This window comes from Candidatus Pantoea soli (assembly GCF_007833795.1).
In the GTDB taxonomy this organism is placed as follows: domain Bacteria; phylum Pseudomonadota; class Gammaproteobacteria; order Enterobacterales; family Enterobacteriaceae; genus Pantoea; species Pantoea soli.
In genome coordinates this window covers 2,218,834-2,237,122 of record NZ_CP032702.1, presented here as the reverse complement: position 1 = coordinate 2,237,122, position 18,289 = coordinate 2,218,834, and the positions used below count along the sequence as shown (strand labels likewise).

The window sequence follows — 18,289 nt, the reverse complement described above, 5'->3', positions numbered from 1 at the left end:
AAGGTGTTGTGGATTTCCACTTTCAGAGGCTCCTTTTTTACTGTGCTGATTCAAATCTTCTTTGCATGTTAATGCGGCAGCGCCAGCTGTAAATCAAATCGTGAGGCTTGTTATGGAACAGAGAACATCGGTATCAACAGAGTCTCAGTTAGCGGAATATATTAAAAACGCCGGTCCGCAATATACCAGCGAAAAAGAAGTGATTGCGATTATTTACAAACAGCTGGCCGCAGTAAAATTACGGGTCAGTAACAAAGATATCATTCTGGCGCTGCTGGAAAGACTGGAATCAGAACAGGATGTGGTTCAGCTGGATATTTACCGTCAGGCGCTGGAGCTGATCGTTCAGCGCGTGCCTGAGGATATTCCTTCCTGAAGCAAGTTGTCTGCGTTATCTGCTCCATTGACGAAACAGGGACGTTCGTTTTCAACCTGTTTGCCCCTGTGCCAGGGGCCATTTTCCCCTCTGACCTTTCCCGCTAAGCGCAGCGCAAAAGACGCCTGAGCCGCTTTCTGCTAAAGTGATCCGTCAGGACGGTTTTCCCGATCCCGGCGCAGCGGGCGCGTTGCGCCGGATCTTTATCGCTTACTGATCACTGAATTTTTCGACAGGCACGATTATGCAAGATGGCTATTACTGGGTTAAAGATGGCGAACGCTTTCCTGAAGTGTGGCTTTACCAGAAGCAGTTTGGCTGGTTTCGCCCCTGCAGTGCCGTTCCCATGACGCAGCGGACGTTTGAACTGATGAAATATAAGATACTGGGCGAGCGTCTCAATGAGCCGGTGAAAACACGCTGAATGCCCGCCGCCCGAAAGACGGCGGGGCACTGCGGGTTATCTGATCTCCGGCCAGGAGACCACCGGGAATCCATTGAAATGCGGACGGGCAAACAGGTAACCCTGAAACTGGCTGATGCCTACGGCTTCCAGCCACATCCACTCTTCGGCTTTTTCCACGCCCTCTGCGATCACCGCAATCTCCAGCGAGGCGCAGCACTTGATAATCGCATGCACAATCGCCTGCTTCGGGCCGCTTTTGTGCACATCGCTGATAATCTCACGGTCTATTTTGATTTTGTCCGGCTGGAACTTCGCCAGCAGCGACAGTCCGGCAAAACCGGCACCAAAATCGTCCAGCGCCAGGCTGATACCGGCCGCCTTGAGCTTTTTCACTTCGGCGGCAAACTCTTCCGCGCGGGAAATGATTTCGTTTTCGGTGACTTCCACCACAATCTGTTCCGGAATCAGCCCGCTGGCGTCTATCTCTTTTAACAGATACTCAACGGCATTCGGCACCGTCACCAGCGACATTGGCAGCAGGTTGATGGTCAGCGTCTGATCGCCCAGCCCCAGTGATTTCGCCAGGCTGAAAGCGAGGCTCTTCGACTGAATATCCGCATGATAGATAGCGTCACCGCCAAACGCCGAGAAATACTCCTGCGGTGAACCGCCGCCCGGCGTGCGGATCAGCGCCTCCCAGGCGGTGACACGGCGCGAAAAGGGATCAACGATCGGCTGGAAAGCAAAACGGCAGTCCTGCACGTGATGCTGGAAGCTGTTGATTTCCCGCAGCGATGCCGTATCTGAAACAAATTCCCAGGTATTTGCCGGCGGGATCTCAAAATAGTTCTCTTTCTCGCGCGCCTCGACAAAGGTGCGCAAAAACTGCAGGGCGCGATCGTCATAGGTGAGCTGGTAACGGGAGGTGCCTTTATCCAGCACGGCCTGCAACACCGTGGATTTTTCGTGTTCGCGCAGATCAAACAACTCCATGCCGACGTTACCGAAACGGCGTGAAGGCGCAAAATCATGCATCAGTTCAACAAGGTTATGGTGGCGTGCGTCCTGGCATATACGATCGTAAATTCCCTGTACTTCCTTATCCGGTCCCTCCAGTAGCTGGAAGAAGTGCAGCCCGTCAAACAGTAAAATGCCGGTGACATCGCACCGCTCATTTTTCCTGTTAGCTTTATCCACCATGTCCTGCAGTGTTTTCACAGGAACATGGTCATAAAGGTGGCTGCGATAAAGGATGGTAGTCAGCATGCAGAGTGTCCGGCCCAAAAAGAAGAGTGTTTGTTCCTACAGTAAAAGGGCAATAGCGGGGCCTGTCCAGCGCTTAACACACTGAGTGCCCACTATTTTACGAAAAAGGGTGATAACCGAAGCGGCAAAGCAAATTCAGGGGAGGAAATACCGGATAATACTGCCAGAACCGGGTTTATCGATAAATAAATTAGATTGAATGGATAAATGAAAGGCGTATGGTACAGGCGTTATCCGGAGGTGAGAAACATGTTACGTGATTATTTGAAATTAGAGCTAAGTGACAGTCTGGTGGCCACGTGCCAGAAGCGTCTGCGCAACCGCGGGCAGGAAGAGGTAACGGAATGGCGCGTTGTGAGCGCCGCCGGACAGGATAAAGGCAGCGTGCGGCTGTGTGACAAACTCGGTACGCGCCGTTCCTGGCCGGTAAGCTACCGTATTACGCAGACAGACAGCCACGGCAAGGTGATTGTCGATTGTCTGACCGACACGCTGTAAGGATTTTGCCGTAGTTTTTGCCCGACTTAACCCGCGTTATCGCGGGTTTTTTTCTGCCGGGTTAACCGAAATGACGGCGCAGTTCGGTCAGGCTGCCGACCAGTTGCAGCCTCTGTTCATCGCTGCGCAGCGCCGGAAAATCTGCATTCAGCGCGCGCAACGCAAACAGCGTGTCATCATCCCGCGTTGAAAGCAGGCGATAAATTCGTACCACCACTTCCCCGCCAGCAATCGCCAGCACCACCTCACCCGGCCGGGCAGGTCGTGACGGATCAAAGATCAGCTGGTCACCTGCTCGGTAGTGCGGCTCCATCGCATTATCCTCCAGCGTCACCGCCAGTGCCGTTTCGCTGAGTGGTGTATCGCAATAGAGAAAATGCGTTGCCTGCTGCTGCAGCGCAATGCGCGACTCTTCCAGCCAGCCCGCAGCCTGCTGCAAAGACAGCAACGGCACCGTGGCGATACGGCTGCTGTTAACGGCAGTCGTAAACAGTTCACCTTCACCATCAATGATCCAGGCGGGCGTACACTGCAGCAGGGCGGCCAGCCGCAGCAGATTCTCTCCGCGCGGCACGGTCTCCTCCTTTTCCCACTGGGAAACGGCCACATGTGACACCCCAATCTCTTTCGCCAGCGCCAGTTGTGTCAGGGCCAGCGCTTTGCGTCGGTTACGAATACGTTCGCCGGTGGATTCTTTATTCATCATCTTGACAACTCCTCAATGGTTGACTTAAGTATACTTAAATTAAATGATTAAAGTAAACTTAAATCTGGCGCTGACCGCGGGACTGGCAAGGGGGTCAGCGTGCAGCCTTCGGCTAACTTGCCAGTGTTGAGAGGTGAGGCATGGAGAGTAGTTTGGTCACCAGCGTTGGCGCACTGCTTCTCGGCGGGGGCGCGGCAGCGGTGTTCTGGAAACCGTTAATGGCGGGTATTGCCGCTATCGTCACCAGCAATCGCGCAGGCGGCGAGATCATCACCAGCTACAAAGAGCAGGTGCTGCTTCTCAAGGAGAGCCACGCGCTGATGCGCCAGGAAAACGATGAGTTGCGTATTCGTCACGATAAAAACCTGCGGCGTATCTCATCGCTGGAGACCGATTTGCGGTTAATCAAAAACGCACTCGGCATCCTGCTGGCGACCACCGAATCCGATCACAGCGATAAGTTCCGCAGTCAGATCAATCAACTGATTACTACTCTGGAGGAGAACCGTGATGGTGCAGATAAACAGTGAATGGGTGGTGAAAAGCCATCGGCGACATCTGCTGCTGGGAGGCCTGCTGCTGCTGCTGTCGCTGGTGTGTGTGGCAATGACCATTCTGTTTCTTTATGTCAGCAACAACGCTAACGAGCGCGTTGAAGAGATTCGGCAGCAGTACCGGGCGATCTCCGATCGCCGCGAAGCCCGGGTCGCAGAACTGACCGGGCAGCTGATTGTGCTGCAAAAGAAACTGGATGTTCTTACGGCACACAAACCGGCACCGGCATCAGAAACGCCCGCGCCAGCACAACGTAACGGAGGCCATGATGCGAATCACTGAGCGGATCGCAGCCGCGCAACGGCGGTTGCGGTCTTTATTTAGCATGAAGGAGAAAACTATGACTGACCAAACTGTTATCAACGCAAAAACCAGCAGCGCCAGCGATCACGACTTTTCACCGCTGGAGAGTTTCGCCAATGAGACCGCGGCCGCACCGCACGTGGCCACCCCGGAGACGCCGGCTCCGGCTGCCGCGCCGGCGGCCAGCGCGACGCCGGGTGACAGCGCGGCGGTGGCACCGCAGGTTGCGGCTCAGCCCGCTGCGGCTGATGCACCGGTGGATCTGGACCAGCAGCTGGCAACGCAGGATCCGCTGGCCAATGGTTCAGCCAGCGCCGGCGCCTCAACCGCCGCGACGCCTGGCATCCGTCAGGATCAGCAGCCGGTGACGGCAGAGCCGCACGCGGCTTCTGCCAGCGCACCTGCCGCAGCGACGCAGGACGCGGCCCCGGCCAGCGCGCCTGCCGCAGCGACACAGGATGCGGCCCCGGCCAGCGCACCTGCCGCAGCGACACAGGACGCAGCTTCTGCCAGCGCGCCAGCTACGGCGGCCAGCGCCGTCCGGGACGAGGTGGCGGACGGCGTGCGGGATTTTGCCAAAGCGTTTAGCTTCGTAGAGCAGGGTGTGCTGAAGCTGGGCGGCGCGGCAAAAGATGAGCTGATTGCCCTGGCGAAAAAATACGCTTAACTACAGGGATAGAATCAGGACAGGGAAGTCCGTTTTACCTCCGGTCCGCTACACGCTTCCGATTATTCTTAGTGCGGCTTCGCTATATTCAGCTAGCCTTATTCATTCAGACGTTATTTTAACTGGCTTTTAACGCAAAAAGGAAAATAACATGAGTGATTCAGAGGCAATCAAGACCAAAACTGACTACCTGCGTGACGTCACCTCACAGCTAAAAGAGATGCGCCACTATGCGCAGACCAACACCGAAGCCCTTTCCGGCCACTGGCTGGCGTTTGACGCCGGGGAATACAAAGATAAAGAGTATGCCGCGCGGTTCGACACGCTGATCAATAAGCAGGGGCAGCTGCTGGATGAGATTGATCAGGTGATTCAGGATCTGGAAATCGCCATTAACCACAGCGAGCAGGAAAGCTAACGCCTTTCCTCTGGTGGCCTAGTCGGCCACCAGCCACATATCGGCTTCATCAAACATCTCTTCAACAATCCGCGCAATTGTGGCTTTGTCGTTTTTACTCATATCTGTCTCAATCGCGTTTCGCTCCATCGGCTTAACACGCACTTCCACATCCGGGAAGACACGCTGCACGCGCTTCTCCAGCTCGCGCAGAATCATCTCGCGTGCGCCCGGCAGGCCGGCCACGTTGCGCTTGTCATAAATCAGTTCCACAAACATCACGGCAATCCAGTTTTTAAAGTGGGAGCGCCATAATACTGTAAATAAAAACAGGGGCAAGCGGCGGTGGGGCGTAAGTGAAAATATTTTTGTGGCGGGCAAAGCGCGCACGCTATATCGCGATCAAGGGGAGCAGCAGACGAAAAAAATAGAGCCTCTGGAGGTGGAAATCCAGCAACACTTCCAGAGGCGGTGCAAACGCACCATTCGTTCAAGGACAATCTACGACAGTCGTCGTCAGCGTTAAGTTATACAGTTTTTTGCAACTTGTACAACTTTTTCTGCGAAATTGTTGTGCCGGGCTTTTGCCGGCTGCTGAACGGCTACAGATCGTTTTTAAGGCAGAACGCTTCCCACGTCATACCCAGCGCTTCGGCATGAGATTTCAGATAGGTTTCAATCGCTTCCGCGGCCACGGCTTTGTCCGGTTCGGCCAGCTGAATGGAGAACAGCATGCCGTCCAGCTTTTTCTGTCGCAGAAAGGCCGCATAGATACGCTCAGCATGCCACTCGCGCAGTTCGCGCAGCGACAGATTAGCTGCTCTGGCATCGCTTTCGGTCAGCTCGTCCAGCGCAGCCTGGAAATCGGGATGGGCGGTAAAAAACATGCTGCGCGCCTGCGCGTAATACTCTTGCGGGGTTTTCATTCGGGGTACCTGCTGTTTGACATGCCGCCTAGTGTAACGTGCGCGACGCGGCTTGTCAGGAAACCGCGGCTTTTGCCGCAGATACCTTGCGTAACTCACTGGAAAAATTATAACGTAGCCGCCATTGAAGCGAGTCTGAGGACCGAAGATGAAAAAGTGGATGATACTGGCCGCGCTGGCGCTGAGCGGATGTGCGCAAATCAACAGTTATGAAGATGCGGTCAGGACGCCGGCGCCCGCTGCGCTGCAGGGCAACTGGCAGACCGTCGGCCCGCAGGGAGAGCTGATCAGCGATCGGGCCATTGGCAGCCTGATTATCAGCGCCGAAGGCGACACGCTGGATTGCCGTCAGTGGCAGCGCGTCATTGCCAAGCCGGGTAAGCTGACACGGCTGGGTGATGAGTGGGTTAACGTTAACCGGCAGGTGCGCGTGATGCCGCTGAAGGTTGAAAACGGTGAACTGCACTATGATGGCCTGACGCTGCGTAAGGTCGATCGCCCGACCATGGAGTGCCAGCAGGCGCTGCAGGAGGTGGCGAAGCGCCCCGGTGAAGCGGTGATTCAGGATATCGAACCGGCCATTCTGAAACCGGTCACGGCGGCGAAATAATCGCTGCACGCCCTCATCCTGCGGACGAGGGCGTTCTGCCAGCCTCAGCGTTTCTGCAGCAGGTAACTGTTCTCAAAGCCCGGCAGGCTGCCCACCACATCAAAACCGTTGAAATAGCCGCCCGCGCGCAGCAGATCCACCGCCGGCCCGACCTGCGGGGAGTATTGATGATCGCGGTAATCATCAAACACAATGAAGCCGCCTGAAATCACGGTAGGGGAGTAGAGCAGGAAATCCAGCAGCACGTGACGCCCTTCATGCCCGCCGTCGATATGCAGCAGAACGGTGCGCGGATTCAGCGCCTGTACCCGTTCAATACTGAGTTCAGAATAGCCGCGAATCAGGTGTACTTCCGGGAACAGACGCTCATGGTAGAAGCGTAGTTCGCTCTCCTGCCGTGCCAGCTCCATCGGGTCAATGCTGATGATACGGCGTTTGTGCTGGCAAATCTCACTCATAAACGCAGTGGATTTCCCTTTCCAGACGCCAATCTCAATGATGTCGCCCGCCACATGGTTATGCTCCAGCAGCCAGCAGAGATAGCCCAGGCATTTAACGTGGCTGTGAAACGACAGCTCCCGGCGCGCCATGGCCAGCTCTTCCGGCAGCGCCGCCTGCGCTTCCGCCAGCGCATCACCCACTTTATCCCAGGCGCTGTCAATCTGTTGCTGTACTTCAGGCTCCTGGAAAAACACTTTTAAATCCGCAATCTCAAGCATCTTGTTACCTTATCAGAGGAATGTGAAGCCGGCAGGCCTGCCAGATGTGCAGTCACTGTGCCACAGCAGACACAAATCAAGGGCGCGAACAGCCCGGGTTTTTGCGGGTATTTATGCGTTTAACGGCGGGGGGCAGGAGGGGGAAACGGCAGGGAGAGTCGCCTCTCCCTGTCAGCACACATCAGAGATCGTTGGGATAGAGTACCTGGCTGGAGAAACGCCCGTAGGCGTGGGTGACTTTTTGCTGCTGCGAGGTCTGCTGCACCAGCGAGCGCAGCTCTTCCATGCGCGCCGCCAGCCGCTGTCTGATTTCCACCTCGTTGTCCATCACCTGCTTCAGCATCGGACGCAGCTGCAGACGCAGCGCAGCGGGCAGGGCGCTGGCATCGCGGTCGCCGGCAAGGTGCATGACGCGGCTGACATAGGTGGTTTCTGCCGCGACCAGCTCATCCCACAGCCCGTCACGTGCCTGCGCCAGCATGGTATTGCTGAGTTTCAGCAGCTGCTGATACCCCTGAACCAGATCGTCATGCGCACTCATCATCAGGCTTCCTGTGCTGCGTTCGGGCCAATCTGCTTCCAGGCGTCAGCAATGTTGCTGAGCAGCCGGTCCACTTCGGCAATGGCTTCCGGGTCGTTGCGCAGGTTGGCTTCCAGCAGACGCCGCGTCATGTATTCGTACAGATTATCCAGATTGGCGGCAATGTCGCCGCCAGCTTCATGATTCAGGCCGGCGCGTAAACCATTGGTGATGATATTAATGGCTTTGGACAGCGCCTGACCTTTACCGGGAATATCACCCTGTTCCATCAGAATAGTGGCTTTTTTCATGGCGCTCAGTGCACCATCAAACAGCAGCACCACCAGCTGGTGTGGGCTGGCACTTAACACGGCACTCTCCACACCGACCTGTGCGTAGGCCTGTATTCCCGCTTTTGCGTACATATTCACTCCTGTTAGCTCATATTGGCGAACTGCTGCGTCAGATAGTTTTGCGTCTGTGTCATCGACGAAACCAGCGTGTTCAGGTTCGTGAACTGAGTCTTATAGCGCGCCATAGTGGCGGTAATCTGTGCGTTAACGCGATCGTAGTCGTCAGATAATTTTTTCAGCGATTTGTTAATGCCGTCGGTCGCGTTCTGCACCGAGCCATCCGTCCCGAGCACCTGATCCAGGTAATTGCTGGTCTGGGTGGCAAAGCCGGTGGTTTTGCCATCGCCTGACAGGAACGACACCACGTCCGCCGCTTTCTGATCAAGGGCGTTACTGAGCTTGGTGTTATCTACCGTCAGCTTGCCGTTGACATCCTGCGTCACCCCAATCTGTGACAGCAGCGAAATGCTGCCGCCGCTCTGTGCGCTGCTGGAGAGCTTGGAGCGCAGGCTGGTCTGGATATTACGAAGGGTGCCATCACCCAGCAGGTCACCGTTGCTGCTGTTCTGCGTGGTGCTGCCAGGATCAACCGCCGTATATTTGGTCTGGTTGGCAATGGTGGTCTGCAGCGAGTTGTAAGCATCCACATAAGCCTGAACCGCGGCAATCATCGGCGCGTTATCTTTGGTGACCGAGAGGGTCTCCGGGCTGCCGGTATTGGTTTTGGTCAGGTTCAGCGTCACGCCTTCCGGCGCATCCGTAATGGTGTTGCTGCTGCGGGTAATCGCGACGCCGTTGATGCTCAGTTTGGCATCGGCGGCAGGCACCTGTTCGGTCATGCCGTTGCTGCTGCCGCCCTGGGTGTAGCCAATGTAGCCGGCCAGTTTGGTATCGTTGGTGCTGACCGTCATCTGGTTCGCGACACCGGTATCACGCGATGTCAGTGACAGATAATAGGTATTGTCATCGGATTTGATCACGCTGGCGGTGACGCTGCCCTGCTGCTTGTTTATCGCATCACGAATATCAGCCAGGCTGGTCTGATCCTGGTTCAGCGTCACCGTCATCGGCGTGCTCTGGCCAGGCTGACTGATAGTGATGGTGCGTGACGCCAGGCTGCTGTCACCCAGATCGGTATCTTTGCTGGTGGCGGCGGTCGAGAGCAGCGACTGCGCTTTGGCTAACTGCGTTACTTCCACCGAGTAGCTGCCCGCCGAGGCGGAGTTAGCTAACGTCGCGGTGAAAGCGGTATTGGTGCTGCTGACTTTGGTGGAAGCAATAGCAGAGGTGTTTTTCAGCGCGGCGGCTGCGGTCTGCACTTTCGCCAGCGAAGTTTGTACCACGCCCCAGGCCGTCAGCTTCGCTTTGAACGAGGTTTGCTGCGTGGTGATGGGCGTAAGGTTAGCCTGTTCTGCAGACTGCAGTTGGTCATAGAGATCGCTTAAGCCCAGGCTGTTGCCGGCATTAAGATTACTGACACTTGCCATGTTCTGATCCTTAGTTAGTGGACTATCACTGGGAAGGTATCGGCAGCGACCGGAAAAATATTAGTGCCGGGCAAAAAAAACAATAAGGCAAATAGAGAAGGGTTCAGGGGCTGTTTCCGGCGTTTAAAAAAATTCTAAGGTTTTTTCACCCCCCGACGATAACCAAAGCAAGCTGAATGGCCCCGGGCCACAAGCCCGACAGAACCTCAACTTTTTATTTAAGGAATTTCTCATGGCCGTTATTAACACCAACACACTGTCACTGACTACTCAGAATAACCTGTCTAAATCTCAGGCTTCTCTGGGCACCGCAATTGAGCGTCTGTCTTCTGGTCTGCGTATTAACAGCGCAAAAGATGATGCTGCTGGTCAGGCGATTGCTAACCGCTTCACCTCTAACATCAACGGCCTGACCGTTGCTGCACGTAACGCCAACGACGGTATCTCTCTGGCACAGACCGCTGAAGGCGCGCTGTCCGAGATCAACAACAACTTACAGCGTGTGCGTGACCTGACCGTACAGGCGCAGAACAGCTCTAACTCTGCATCTGACATCGACTCCATCCAGGCTGAAGTTAACCAGCGTATGGAAGAGATCAACCGCGTGACGTCGCAGACCGACTTCAACGGCATCAAAGTGCTGAACACCGGTTCCGGCTCAACCAACTACAACTTCCAGGTGGGTTCAAAAGACGGCGAAACCATCGCTATCACCATCAGCTCCAGCGATGGCTACAACCTGGCGAAAGCCGGCACCAGCGGCACCGCACTGAACACCCGTGCGATGACCTCCGGTGACACCGTGAACGGCACCGCGCGTACCACCAGCGCGGAAGGCTTCGACGTGCTGAAAGGTGCCGTGACCGGCGGCGCATCGGGTGCAGCATCCGGCACCACGCCGCTGGCTGACATCGACGCAGCGATCAAGTCTGTTGACTCTCAGCGCAGCCTGCTGGGTGCGTCGCAGAACCGCTTCGAATCGACCATCACCAACCTGAACAACACGGTGAACAACCTGTCTGCAGCGCGCAGCCGTATTCAGGATTCTGACTACGCGACCGAAGTGTCCAACATGTCCCGCTCGCAGATCCTGCAGCAGGCTGGCTCATCAGTACTGGCGCAGGCCAACCAGGTACCACAGACCATGCTGTCTCTGCTGCGTTAATTCGCACGGCGTACCGACAAAGCTCCCTTTCGGGAGCTTTTTTTTTGCGGCCACTGGTCAGATTCTGTTCAGTCACATCGCTGACGCCGTTTTTTCACAAAATCATCATTAAAGGTTGTGAAGCGGCTGCCGATAAATTTTCACGACGGCGAGAACGCCCAGGGCTTTCGGCCTGAATCCACTACCTGTTAAGGAATAAACATCATGGCAGTTATTAACACCAACACATTGTCACTGACCACTCAGAACAACCTGTCTAAATCTCAGGCCTCTCTGGGCACCGCGATCGAGCGTCTCTCTTCTGGTCTGCGTATTAACAGTGCAAAAGATGATGCTGCAGGTCAGGCGATTGCTAACCGCTTCACCTCCAACATCAATGGCCTGACCGTTGCTGCACGTAACGCCAACGACGGTATCTCTCTGGCACAGACCGCTGAAGGCGCGCTGTCCGAGATCAACAACAACTTACAGCGTGTACGTGACCTGACCGTACAGGCGCAGAACAGCTCTAACTCTGCATCTGACATCGACTCCATCCAGGCTGAAGTTAACCAGCGTATGGAAGAGATCAACCGCGTGACGTCGCAGACCGACTTCAACGGCATCAAAGTGCTGAACACCGGTTCCGGCTCAACCAACTACAACTTCCAGGTGGGTTCAAAAGACGGCGAAACCATCGCTATCACCATCGACTCCAGCGATAAGTTCAACCTGGCGAAAGCCGGCACCAGCGGCACCGCACTGAACACCCGTGCGATGACCTCCGGTGACACCGTGAACGGCACCGCACGTACCACCAGCGCGGAAGGCTTCGACGTGCTGAAAGGTGCCGTGACCGGCGGCGCATCCGGTGCAGCATCCGGCTCTACGCCGCTGGCTGACATCGATACCGCGATCAAAGCTGTTGACTCTCAGCGCAGCCTGCTGGGTGCGTCGCAGAACCGCTTTGAATCGACCATCACCAACCTGAACAACACGGTGAACAACCTGTCTGCAGCGCGCAGCCGTATTCAGGATTCTGACTACGCGACCGAAGTGTCCAACATGTCCCGTGCGCAGATCCTGCAGCAGGCTGGCTCTTCTGTACTGGCGCAGGCCAACCAGGTGCCACAGACCATGCTGTCTCTGCTGCGTTAATTATTCAGCAGGCATGCAAACAAAACGGAGCCAGTGGCTCCGTTTTTTTATTTCTGCGGCCGGATGAAAACGCAGAAAACTATATTTAATTTATTGATAGTTAATTGGTTTTATTTTTTATCTGGCAGGGGAGAAATAATGGTTAAAAACAGTGAAGTTTTTTCGGAAGCTGACGATAACTTTAATACGGTGAAGAACCGCAGGCCTGAAGGGCTGAATTATTTCTCTTAATAAAGGAAACTTGCTATGGCAGTGATTAATACCAACACATTGTCGCTGACGACTCAGAACAACCTGTCAAAATCACAGGCGTCTCTGGGCACGGCGATTGAGCGTCTCTCTTCTGGTCTGCGTATTAACAGCGCAAAAGATGATGCTGCAGGTCAGGCGATTGCTAACCGCTTCACCTCTAACATTAATGGCCTGACCGTTGCTGCACGTAACGCCAACGACGGTATCTCTCTGGCACAGACCGCTGAAGGCGCGCTGTCCGAGATCAACAACAACTTACAGCGTGTGCGTGACCTGACCGTACAGGCGCAGAACAGCTCTAACTCTGCATCTGACATCGACTCCATCCAGGCTGAAGTTAACCAGCGTATGGAAGAGATCAACCGCGTGACGTCGCAGACCGACTTCAACGGCATCAAAGTGCTGAACACCGGTTCCGGCTCAACCAACTACAACTTCCAGGTGGGTTCAAAAGACGGCGAAACCATCGCTATCACCATCAGCTCCAGCGATGGCTACAACCTGGCGAAAGCCGGCACCAGCGGCACCGCACTGAACACCCGTGCGATGACCTCCGGTGACACCGTGAACGGCACCGCGCGTACCACCAGCGCGGAAGGCTTCGACGTGCTGAAAGGTGCCGTGACCGGCGGCGCATCGGGTGCAGCATCCGGCACCACGCCGCTGGCTGACATCGACGCAGCGATCAAGTCTGTTGACTCTCAGCGCAGCCTGCTGGGTGCGTCGCAGAACCGCTTCGAATCGACCATCACCAACCTGAACAACACGGTGAACAACCTGTCTGCAGCGCGCAGCCGTATTCAGGATTCTGACTACGCGACCGAAGTGTCCAACATGTCCCGCTCGCAGATCCTGCAGCAGGCTGGCTCTTCAGTACTGGCGCAGGCCAACCAGGTGCCACAGACCATGCTGTCTCTGCTGCGTTAAGTTTCACGCAGCGACACCAGGCCCCCAACCGGGGGCCTTTTTTATGGGCGGGATTAACCGCTTTTTTACCGGATAATGGCGCGATTGTTTCCGGCATTGATCAGTATTCTGGGCCTGTTAATACGTCACAACGACGTAAGTTTTCGTTAAGGCTGAGGATAAAACGGACAATGAACGCGCACGCTCTGGTAAGCATAATCATCCCCGCGTATAAGGCCACCTGGTTCGAACAGGCCCTGAAGAGTGCTCTGGCACAGGATTATCCTCACTGCGAAATTATCATCGGCGACGATCGTCCCGACGATAAAATCGCGGCGATTGTCGATGCCTGTCGGGCCGAAAGCCGGTTCCCTATCGCTTATCAGAAGCATCAGCCCTCCTTAGGCGAAATCGCCAACCTCCGCCAGGCGATTTCGCGTGCGCAGGGTGAATACGTTAAGTTTCTTTATGACGATGACATCCTGCTGCCGCAGGCCGTGTCACAGCTGGTTGCTGCCCTTGAGCAGGTGCCGGAAGCGGTAATGGCAACCGGCAAGCGTGACCGTATCGATTCCACAGGAAAAGCGCTGAACGATGAACTCTACAGCGTCTCCCCCCTGCAGGAAGCGGCCGTGTTTCATGGGCAGGATATGGCGCGCTGGCAGGCCGATCAGCTGAACAACTTCATTGGTGAACCGAGTGCGGTGCTGATGCGCACGGCGGTGCTGCGCACGCTGCTGGAAGATAAGAAAGCGCTGCACACGCTGGTCGATGAAGAACTGCCGTTTATTGCCGATCTGGTGATTTATCTGCGCGTGTTGCGCCACGGCCATCTGGTTTACCTGCCGCAGTCTCTGTCGCAGGTGCGCGTGTCGCGTGAACAGATTAGTCAGGAAGCGCGCCTCGATGGCACCGTCGCCAGCCAGTCACATAAGCGTTTACCGGAAGAGATTAAACAGCTGGGCTGGTATAACGCGGCGCTGGAAACGGGCTGGATCGGCTGCGCACCGCTGCACGATCCCCTGCAGTTCCAGCCGTTTGACCTCAGCAGCGCGCTGCAAAATGCGCTGACCGAAAGCTATTTTGCCCGCTGGTTCCGCCAGCGTACGCTGCGTCCGCTGGACCAGCGCCTGATTACGCAACACCTTGCCCACCAGCCGGCGGCACACATCCGGGTGCTGATTGATGCCCGTCACGCCAGCCAGCAGGCGTGGCAGACCACCCTGAACAGCCTGCAGTGCCCGGTTATCGGTTTAACCCTGCATCCGGTGGTGCTGGCTGCGCCGCACCAGACCTTTACCCCGCCGGCGGAAGCGCGTATTGACGTGCGCGACGATCAGATCGTCCCGGCGATCAATGCGCTGATCGCCGCCGGCGGATTTGACTGGCTGCTGATTATCCGTGCCGGCAGCCAGCTTTACTCTTCCGGTTTGCAGGCGCTGGGCACGGTGTTGCCGGATGTCGCGCACTGCCAGCTGATCTATGCAGATGAGGTGCATCCGGTGAACGGACGGCCGGTCGGGGCGTCATTCCGTCCGGACTTTAACCTCGATCTGCTGCTCAGCAATCCGGCCAGAATGGCCAGTCACTGGCTTTATCGCCGGGAGTACCTGCAGCAGCTCGGCGGCTTTGCGCCGCACTGGCCGGTGAGTTTTGAACTCGACGCGATTCTGCGCACCGTGGAAACGCAGCCTTTCGGCGTCATCGGCCACCTTGCCGAGCCGCTGGTGCAGACCCACGAGCTGCGCCAGCCCGCCGAAGAAGAGCGCGCCATTATTCGCACTCACCTGCAGCACCGCGGCTACGCGGATGCCACAGTCAGCCTGAGTCCGCACAATACCTATCAGCTGCACTATGCACACGCCCGGCCGGCACCGGTCTCCATTGTGATCGTGATCAGCAACCACCTGGCGAACCTGGTGAGCTGCGTGACCTCGCTGATGGAAAAAACCGCTTCGCAGAATTATGAGCTGATTCTGGTTGCCGCCGAAGGGGGCACTCAGGCACAGCACGACTGGCTGCGCGGCATGGCGGATATTGACCCGGCGCGCATTCGCGTGCTGCAGCTGGCCGGCAAATTCCATCGCGCCCGCATGGTCAATGCCGCCGCTGCTGAAGCGCGCGGCGACTATCTGCTGCTGCTGAACAGCGATCTGGCCGTGCTGGATCACAGCTGGCTGGACAACCTGCTGAACCATGCACAGCGTCCGGAAGTAGCGATCACCGGTGCGAAGCAGATTTATGCCAACGGCCTGGTGCGCCATGCGGGCTACGTGCTGGGCATCAATGGCCTGGCGGGTGAACCGTTCTATGGGGACAGCAACGAGCTGGCCGGGCACATGACGCGTCTGCAGGCCGATCAGAACTACAGCGCCGTTTCCGGCGATCTGATGATGATCCGGACGGAGGTTTTCCAGGCCCTGAACGGCTTCGATGAAAGCTTAGGCTATTACGACGACATCGATTTTTGTCTGCGGGTGCGCGACGCCGGTTTAATGACGGTCTGGACGCCGTATGTCCGGCTGCTGCGGCAGATCAATCCGGAGCAGACGGTCGATAGCGCGGCGCGCAGCGCAGAAGAGACGGCTCAGCTGCAAAAATGGATCGGGCTGGTTGCTCAGGATCCGGCCTACAACCCGAACCTCACGCTGAATAACGTGAACTTTAGCATCTCCTCTGACAGTGAACTGACGTGGCGACCGCTGTCGTGGCGACCGCTGCCGGTGGTGATGCCGTATATGGCCGACTTTGCCGGCTGTGGTTACTACCGCATCATCAAGCCTTTCGAAGCGATGCGGGCAGAAGGGCTGGTTGACGGCAAACTTTCCACTGCACTGATCAATGTCGCAGAGCTGCAGCGCTATGCCCCTGACACGCTGGTGTTCCAGCGCCGCATTGATCCGGAATTCCATGAGTGGCTGGATAACATCAGCCGGCACAGTCAGGCGTTCAAAATTTATGAGCTGGATGACTATCTGCCCAATATCCCGCTGAAGAATCACCACCGTGCACAGTTTGGTAACGATGTGAAAAAGCTGATGCGCCGCAGTCTGAGCTATGTGGACCGCTTTGTGGTCTCCACCGAGCCGCTGGCAGAGGCGTTTGCCGGCATGCATCCCGATATCGTGGTGCGGAAAAACCGCCTGTCGCATGACTGGTGGGGGCAGCTCCAGTCCCTGCGCGGGCAGGGGAAAAAACCGCGCGTCGGCTGGGCCGGTGGCTCCAGCCATACCGGCGATCTGGAGATGATTGTGGATGTGGTACGCCATTTCAAAGATCAGGTGGAGTGGGTCTTCTTTGGCATGTGCCCGGCCAAACTACAGCCCTATATTCATGAATATCACCATGGCGTCGAGATTGAGCGCTACCCGGCCAAACTGGCTTCGCTGAATCTCGATTTAGCGCTGGCACCGGTCGAAGATAACTTCTTCAACACCTGCAAAAGTAACCTGCGCCTGATGGAGTACGGTGCCTGTGGTATTCCGGTGATTTGCAGCGACGTGGCGTGTTACCGCGGAGATTTGACGGTGACGCGGGTGAAAAACCGCCATAAAGAGTGGGTGGACGCCATCAACATGCACCTTGCCGATCCGCAGGCCAGCGCGCGCATGGGCGCCACGCTGCAGCAGGAGATCCGCCAGCACTGGATGCTCGACGGGGAAAATCTGCGTGCCTGGGCCGCGGCCTGGACACAGTAAACCGGATAACCGGCCTGCTGGCAGCAGCAGGTCGCCAGGCGGCGGGTGAGTGGGGACGCAGAAAGAAGCGGCTGCTCACTCCATGACTGGCAAAGGTTGCTGCAATCGTGTCTGCAACCTGCACCCTTATTAATCACCTTCGACTGCGGGCAGGCGTAATCCCCTGACGCCGCTGAGGTAAAAGTATGAATACGAAACCCGTTTATATTACCAGCCCGCTGTTGCCGCCGCTGGAGGAGTTTGTGCCGTATCTGGAGGCGATCTGGCAGAATAAAATTCTGACCAACGGCGGGCCTTTTCACCAGCAGCTGGAACAGGAGCTGGCGCGCTATCTGGGCGTTGAACACCTGTGCCTGTTTACCAACGGGACGCTGGCACTGCTGACGGCGCTGCAGGCGTTGCGTATCACCGGTGAAGTGATCACGACGCCTTACTCCTTTGTTGCCACCTCGCATTCGCTGCTGTGGAATGGCTTAACGCCGGTGTTTGTGGATATCGATCCGCACAGCTGCAACATCGATGCGAGCAAAATTGAACAGGCGATCACCCCGCAGACCACGGCCATCCTGCCGGTGCACTGCTATGGCAATCCCTGTGACGTTGACAAAATCCAGCGCATTGCCGATCTCTACGGGCTGAAGGTGATCTATGACGCGGCGCATGCCTTTGGCGTGCGGAAAGAGGGCAACAGCATCCTCAATTATGGCGATCTTTCGATACTGAGTTTCCACGCCACCAAAGCGTTTAATACCATTGAAGGCGGTGCCATTATTTGCCGTGACGCCAAAATGAAAAAGCGCATTGATTACCTGAAAAACTTCGGCTTTGCCGATGAGACCACCATTGTGGCGACCGGCATTAACGGCAAAATGAATGAAGTGCAGGCCGCGTTTGGTCTGCTGCAGCTGAAGCATATCGACAGCGCCTTAGCGGAACGCGCCCGTATTCAGGCGCATTATCATCAGCTGCTGGCAGAGATTGACGGCATTGAGCTGCTGACGATTCCGGCCGGCGTGGAGTGGAATTACTCCTATCTGCCGGTGATGGTGACCGATGCGTATCCGGTAAGCCGCGACGCGCTCTATGAGCATCTGCGTGAGCAAAATATCATTGCCCGCCGCTACTTCTATCCGCTTATCACCAGCTTCCCGATGTATCGCAATTTGGCCAGCGCCGATGAAACAATGCTGCCTGTGGCGCAGCGCATGTCCAGTCGCGTGCTCTGCCTGCCGGTGTTCCCGGGGCTGGCGCTGGAGGTGGTTGAGAGTATTGTGGCGATGATACGCAGCCTGGCACATCAGCATCAGAAAACCGATTTGCCGCTGGTGAGCTGACCACAGGG

Annotated in this window: 21 protein-coding genes; 13 read left to right on the top strand and 8 right to left on the bottom strand. The window is 56.4% G+C overall.

Annotation, left to right across the window (positions count from 1 at the left end; all coding sequences use genetic code 11):
* Positions 1-112: 112 nt before the first annotated feature.
* Positions 113-376 (top strand): biofilm/acid-resistance regulator YmgB/AriR, encoded by a 264-nt coding sequence (locus tag D8B20_RS10425; RefSeq protein ID WP_145888812.1) that lies wholly within the window; start codon positions 113-115, stop codon positions 374-376.
* Between the two features lie 244 nt (positions 377-620).
* Positions 621-800 carry a hypothetical protein gene (locus tag D8B20_RS10420; RefSeq protein WP_145888811.1) on the top strand — a complete coding sequence of 60 codons (180 nt, stop codon included), beginning with the start codon at positions 621-623 and terminating at the stop codon, positions 798-800.
* Positions 801-836: 36 nt separating this feature from the next.
* Here the strand turns inward: D8B20_RS10420 and D8B20_RS10415 are convergent, their stop codons facing one another.
* Positions 837-2,048 (bottom strand): diguanylate phosphodiesterase, encoded by a 1,212-nt coding sequence (locus D8B20_RS10415; RefSeq protein ID WP_145888810.1) that lies wholly within the window; start codon positions 2,046-2,048, stop codon positions 837-839.
* Positions 2,049-2,297: 249 nt separating this feature from the next.
* On the opposite strand from D8B20_RS10415, the gene D8B20_RS10410 reads away from it, so the two are divergent.
* Positions 2,298-2,546: a hypothetical protein gene (locus D8B20_RS10410; protein WP_145888809.1), complete on the top strand. Its 249-nt coding sequence runs from the start codon at positions 2,298-2,300 to the stop codon at positions 2,544-2,546.
* 61 nt (positions 2,547-2,607) lie between these two features.
* Here the strand turns inward: D8B20_RS10410 and D8B20_RS10405 are convergent, their stop codons facing one another.
* A complete protein-coding gene (locus D8B20_RS10405; RefSeq protein ID WP_145888808.1) occupies positions 2,608-3,252 on the bottom strand; it encodes a helix-turn-helix domain-containing protein in 645 nt (214 codons plus the stop codon).
* Between the two features lie 140 nt (positions 3,253-3,392).
* Between D8B20_RS10405 and D8B20_RS10400 the strand changes: the two genes are divergently transcribed.
* The 4 genes from D8B20_RS10400 (at position 3,393) to D8B20_RS10385 (ending at position 5,195) form a co-directional block, all read left to right on the top strand.
* Entirely contained in the window at positions 3,393-3,782 is a 390-nt protein-coding gene (locus D8B20_RS10400; protein ID WP_145888807.1) for a hypothetical protein, read from the top strand.
* Positions 3,763-4,089 carry a hypothetical protein gene (locus D8B20_RS10395; RefSeq protein ID WP_261388022.1) on the top strand — a complete coding sequence of 109 codons (327 nt, stop codon included), beginning with the start codon at positions 3,763-3,765 and terminating at the stop codon, positions 4,087-4,089. The genes D8B20_RS10400 and D8B20_RS10395 overlap by 20 nt, the downstream gene beginning before the upstream one ends.
* Positions 4,090-4,147: 58 nt before the next feature.
* A complete protein-coding gene (locus D8B20_RS10390) occupies positions 4,148-4,777 on the top strand; it encodes a hypothetical protein (protein WP_145888806.1) in 630 nt (209 codons plus the stop codon).
* Positions 4,778-4,928: 151 nt separating this feature from the next.
* The gene (locus D8B20_RS10385; protein ID WP_145888805.1) at positions 4,929-5,195 is read left to right on the top strand and encodes a hypothetical protein; all 267 of its coding nucleotides are present in this window, start codon (positions 4,929-4,931) and stop codon (positions 5,193-5,195) included.
* 18 nt (positions 5,196-5,213) lie between these two features.
* Here the strand turns inward: D8B20_RS10385 and D8B20_RS10380 are convergent, their stop codons facing one another.
* Together D8B20_RS10380 and D8B20_RS10375 are read right to left on the bottom strand one after the other, a co-directional pair.
* Entirely contained in the window at positions 5,214-5,453 is a 240-nt protein-coding gene (locus D8B20_RS10380) for a DinI-like family protein (protein WP_145888804.1), read from the bottom strand.
* Between the two features lie 323 nt (positions 5,454-5,776).
* A complete protein-coding gene (locus D8B20_RS10375) occupies positions 5,777-6,100 on the bottom strand; it encodes a DUF6388 family protein (protein WP_145888803.1) in 324 nt (107 codons plus the stop codon).
* Between the two features lie 148 nt (positions 6,101-6,248).
* Here D8B20_RS10375 and yedD point away from each other — a divergent pair, with 148 nt between their 5' ends.
* Positions 6,249-6,710 (top strand): lipoprotein YedD, encoded by a 462-nt coding sequence (yedD, locus tag D8B20_RS10370; RefSeq protein ID WP_145888802.1) that lies wholly within the window; start codon positions 6,249-6,251, stop codon positions 6,708-6,710.
* Between the two features lie 44 nt (positions 6,711-6,754).
* Here the strand turns inward: yedD and D8B20_RS10365 are convergent, their stop codons facing one another.
* The 4 genes from D8B20_RS10365 to fliD all read right to left on the bottom strand — a co-directional run bounded on the left by D8B20_RS10365 (position 6,755) and on the right by fliD (position 9,789).
* Complete coding sequence (locus D8B20_RS10365) at positions 6,755-7,429, bottom strand: class I SAM-dependent methyltransferase (protein ID WP_145888801.1); 675 nt, start codon at positions 7,427-7,429, stop codon at positions 6,755-6,757.
* 181 nt (positions 7,430-7,610) lie between these two features.
* Positions 7,611-7,973, bottom strand: a complete 363-nt coding sequence (gene fliT, locus D8B20_RS10360) for a flagellar protein FliT (protein ID WP_261388021.1) — start codon at positions 7,971-7,973, stop codon at positions 7,611-7,613.
* Positions 7,973-8,374 (bottom strand): flagellar export chaperone FliS, encoded by a 402-nt coding sequence (fliS, locus tag D8B20_RS10355; RefSeq protein WP_145888800.1) that lies wholly within the window; start codon positions 8,372-8,374, stop codon positions 7,973-7,975. The genes fliT and fliS overlap by 1 nt, the downstream gene beginning before the upstream one ends.
* 11 nt (positions 8,375-8,385) lie before the next feature.
* Positions 8,386-9,789, bottom strand: coding sequence for a flagellar filament capping protein FliD (gene fliD, locus D8B20_RS10350; protein ID WP_145888799.1), 1,404 nt, complete (start codon positions 9,787-9,789; stop codon positions 8,386-8,388).
* Between the two features lie 232 nt (positions 9,790-10,021).
* Here fliD and D8B20_RS10345 point away from each other — a divergent pair, with 232 nt between their 5' ends.
* From D8B20_RS10345 to D8B20_RS10325, 5 genes are all read left to right on the top strand, one after another.
* Positions 10,022-10,954 (top strand): flagellin N-terminal helical domain-containing protein, encoded by a 933-nt coding sequence (locus tag D8B20_RS10345; protein ID WP_145888797.1) that lies wholly within the window; start codon positions 10,022-10,024, stop codon positions 10,952-10,954.
* A gap of 204 nt (positions 10,955-11,158) precedes the next feature.
* Positions 11,159-12,091, top strand: a complete 933-nt coding sequence (locus tag D8B20_RS10340; RefSeq protein WP_145888798.1) for a flagellin N-terminal helical domain-containing protein — start codon at positions 11,159-11,161, stop codon at positions 12,089-12,091.
* Positions 12,092-12,337: 246 nt separating this feature from the next.
* The gene (locus tag D8B20_RS10335) at positions 12,338-13,270 is read left to right on the top strand and encodes a flagellin N-terminal helical domain-containing protein (RefSeq protein ID WP_145888797.1); all 933 of its coding nucleotides are present in this window, start codon (positions 12,338-12,340) and stop codon (positions 13,268-13,270) included.
* Positions 13,271-13,440: 170 nt separating this feature from the next.
* Positions 13,441-16,947, top strand: coding sequence for a glycosyltransferase (locus D8B20_RS10330; RefSeq protein ID WP_145888796.1), 3,507 nt, complete (start codon positions 13,441-13,443; stop codon positions 16,945-16,947).
* Positions 16,948-17,132: 185 nt separating this feature from the next.
* Positions 17,133-18,281 (top strand): DegT/DnrJ/EryC1/StrS family aminotransferase, encoded by a 1,149-nt coding sequence (locus D8B20_RS10325; RefSeq protein ID WP_145888795.1) that lies wholly within the window; start codon positions 17,133-17,135, stop codon positions 18,279-18,281.
* Positions 18,282-18,289 lie beyond the last annotated feature (8 nt).